The following is a 2,870-nucleotide window of genomic DNA, read 5'->3' on the forward strand; positions in this document are numbered from 1 at the left end:
CGGCGGCATGGGCCAGCGGCCGCCACAGGCCCAGGCCCGCGAGCGTGGCAGCGGCGCCCAGGCCTTTGACGAAGGTACGGCGGGAAGTGGTGGGCAACATGGCGTGGCCTCTTGCGGGAGAGCCACGATCGTCGCCTGTTGCGCCTGTCAGCCAGCTGAGGCGGGGATTACAGCCTCGTCAGGCAGCGCCGGTTGCTCGTGGCCGAGGTCGCGCATCAGCAAGCCGTAATCCAGCGAGACCTGCTCGGGGATCGGCAGGTACACCACATGGCCGTCGCCAGGCGCCACGTCGATGGCCTGCTGCTGGCGATTGCACAACTGGTGCAGGTCGAAGTGGTAGTTGCCGCGCGGGGTCATCAACTCCAGGTGGTCGCCCACGGCGAAACGGTTCTTCACCTTGACCTCCGCCAGGCCGTCCACCCGCGCACCGGTCAGCTCGCCGACGAATTGCTGGCGCTCGGAGAGCGAATTTCCGCGCAGGTAGTTCTGGTATTCGTCATGCACATGCCGGCGCAGGAACCCTTCGGTGTAGCCGCGCTGGGCCAAGGACTCGAGGTTGTCCATCAGGGCCATGTCGAATGGTCGCCCGGCCGCCGCATCGTCGATGGCCTGGCGGTACGACTGCACCGCGCGGGCGCAGTAGAAGTGCGACTTGGTGCGGCCCTCGATCTTCAGCGAATGCACGCCCATGGCCGCCAGCCGTTCGACGTGCTGGATGGCGCGCAGGTCCTTGGCGTTCATGATGTAGGTGCCGTGCTCGTCTTCGAAGGCGGGCAGTTCGGTGCCAGGGCGGTTGCTTTCCTGCAGCAGGAACACCTGCTCGGTCGGCGCGCCCAGACCCAGGGTAGGCTGCACTTCGTGAACGATGTCGCCGGTGGCATTTTCGGTGGCTGGCGTGGCTTGGTATTTCCAGCGGCACGCATTGGTGCAAGTGCCCTGGTTGGCGTCACGCTTGTTCAGATAGCCCGACAGCAGGCAACGGCCGGAATAGGCCATGCACAGGGCGCCATGAACGAACACCTCCAGCTCCATGTCCGGCACCTGCTGGCGAATCTCCTCGATTTCCTCCAGTGACAGCTCCCGGGACAGGATCACCCGGCTCAGGCCCAGACCCTGCCAGAACTGCACGCTGGCCCAGTTCACCGTATTGGCCTGCACCGACAGGTGCACGGGCATGTGCGGGAAGTGCTGACGCACCAGCATGATCAGGCCGGGGTCGGACATGATCAGGGCGTCGGGGGCCATTGCGACTACGGGCGCCAGGTCCTTGAGGAATGTCTTGAGCTTGGCGTTGTGCGGCGCGATGTTGACCACCACGTAGAAACGCTTGCCCAGGGCATGCGCCTCGGCGATCCCCAGGGCCAGGTTGGCGTGGTCGAATTCGTTGTTGCGTACCCGCAGGCTGTAGCGCGGCTGGCCGGCATAGACAGCGTCGGCGCCGTAGGCGAAGGCGTAGCGCATGGTCTTTAGCGTGCCGGCAGGAGCCAGCAGTTCGGGCTTGGCGATCGGGTTCATGGGCGCACCGGGGCAAAAGTCGCGGATCCTAGGGTGTGACCGGGGGCGGCGTATTGATTTGAATCAAGGGTCGGGTGGCACTTTTCCCATGATGGCCTGCACTAATGTTCAGGACACTGAAGGAGCCGCCATGAAAGCAACCGCGCTGCAGAACAAAGCCCTGGCCGCACTTCTGGCCTTGGTCACCTTCGCCTTCCTGTGGATTCTGCTGCCGTACTACGGCGCGATCTTCTGGGCGGTGATCCTCGGCATCCTGTTCGCGCCGTTGCAACGCAACCTGCTGATACGTTTTGGCCGACGCCGCAACCTCGCTGCTGCTACCACCCTGCTGGTGTGCCTGGTGGTGGCCATTCTGCCGGTCATCATCACCAGCGCGCTGCTGGTGCAGGAGGGCGCCAGTCTGTACCAGCGTATCGAGAGCGGGCAGCTGGACATCGCCGGTTACGTGGAGCGTGGCAAGGACATGCTGCCAGCCTTCGCCCAGCATGGCCTGGACAGCCTCGGCATGGGCAACCTCGAAGGCCTGCGCGACAAGATCACCAAGTGGGCCACGCAAGGCAGTCAGGTGCTGGCGACTCAGGCTTACAGTTTCGGCCAGGGGACGTTCGAGTTCCTGGTGAGCTTCGGCATCATGCTCTACCTGCTGTTCTTCTTTCTACGCGAAGGTCCTGAGGTGGCTCGCCAGGTGCGCCTTGCCGTGCCATTGCCCGAGCACCAGAAGCGCAAGCTGCAACTGAAGTTCAACCGGGTGGTGCGGGCCACGGTAAAAGGCAATGTGCTGGTGGCCATCACCCAAGGGGCGCTGGGCGGCTTGATCTTCTGGGTGCTGGACATCCCCAGCGCACTGGTCTGGGCGGTGCTGATGGCGTTCCTGTCACTGCTGCCAGCCGTGGGCGCCGGCATCATCTGGGCGCCAGTGGCGGCCTACTTCCTGCTGACCGGGGCGATGCTGCAGGGGATCATCCTGACGGCGTTTGGCGTGCTGGTGATCGGCCTGGTGGACAACGTGCTGCGGCCGATCCTGGTGGGCAAGGACACCCGGATGCCCGATTACATGATCCTGGTGTCCACCTTGGGTGGGCTGGCGGTGTTCGGGCTCAATGGCTTCGTGATCGGGCCGCTGATCGCGGCCTTGTTCATGTCGAGCTGGGCGATTTTTGCATCGACCAAGCCGCAGGTGCAGTTGCCTCAATAGGGGCTGCTGCGCACCCCAATCGCCGGCAAGCCGGCTCCCACAGGTACACCACAGCATTCAAAGCTTGTGCTGTACCTGTGGCAGCAACTGTCTTGCTCAATGTCTAAAAGCTGGCGCGACTCCTGTGGGAGCGGGCTTGTCCCGCGAACACCGGCGAAGC

General features: G+C 64.1%; 3 protein-coding genes. 1 reads left to right on the plus strand and 2 read right to left on the minus strand.

The window, feature by feature from the left end; all coding sequences use genetic code 11:
• Positions 1 to 100: twin-arginine translocation signal domain-containing protein (locus PMI38_RS26900; protein WP_008101072.1), on the minus strand; the 100-nt coding region annotated here is incomplete at its 3' end.
• Positions 101 to 147: 47 nt separating this feature from the next.
• Entirely contained in the window at positions 148 to 1,515 is a 1,368-nt protein-coding gene (gene trhP, locus PMI38_RS25930) for a prephenate-dependent tRNA uridine(34) hydroxylase TrhP (RefSeq protein ID WP_008101075.1), read from the minus strand.
• Positions 1,516 to 1,645: 130 nt separating this feature from the next.
• Here trhP and PMI38_RS25935 point away from each other — a divergent pair, with 130 nt between their 5' ends.
• On the plus strand, positions 1,646 to 2,710 hold the full coding sequence (locus tag PMI38_RS25935) for an AI-2E family transporter (RefSeq protein WP_008101077.1): 1,065 nt from the start codon (positions 1,646 to 1,648) through the stop codon (positions 2,708 to 2,710).
• The last annotated feature ends 160 nt before the right edge of the window (positions 2,711 to 2,870 follow it).

It is taken from the genome of Pseudomonas sp. GM84, assembly GCF_000282535.1.
In the GTDB taxonomy this organism is placed as follows: Bacteria; Pseudomonadota; Gammaproteobacteria; order Pseudomonadales; family Pseudomonadaceae; genus Aquipseudomonas.

What these genes read in the sequence shown, in the direction of transcription:
- trhP (WP_008101075.1), bottom strand. Translation starts at nt 1,515, where the DNA reads ATGAACCCGATCGCCAAGCCCGAACTGCTGGCTCCTGCCGGCACGCTA.
- PMI38_RS25935 (WP_008101077.1), top strand. Translation starts at nt 1,646, where the DNA reads ATGAAAGCAACCGCGCTGCAGAACAAAGCCCTGGCCGCACTTCTGGCC.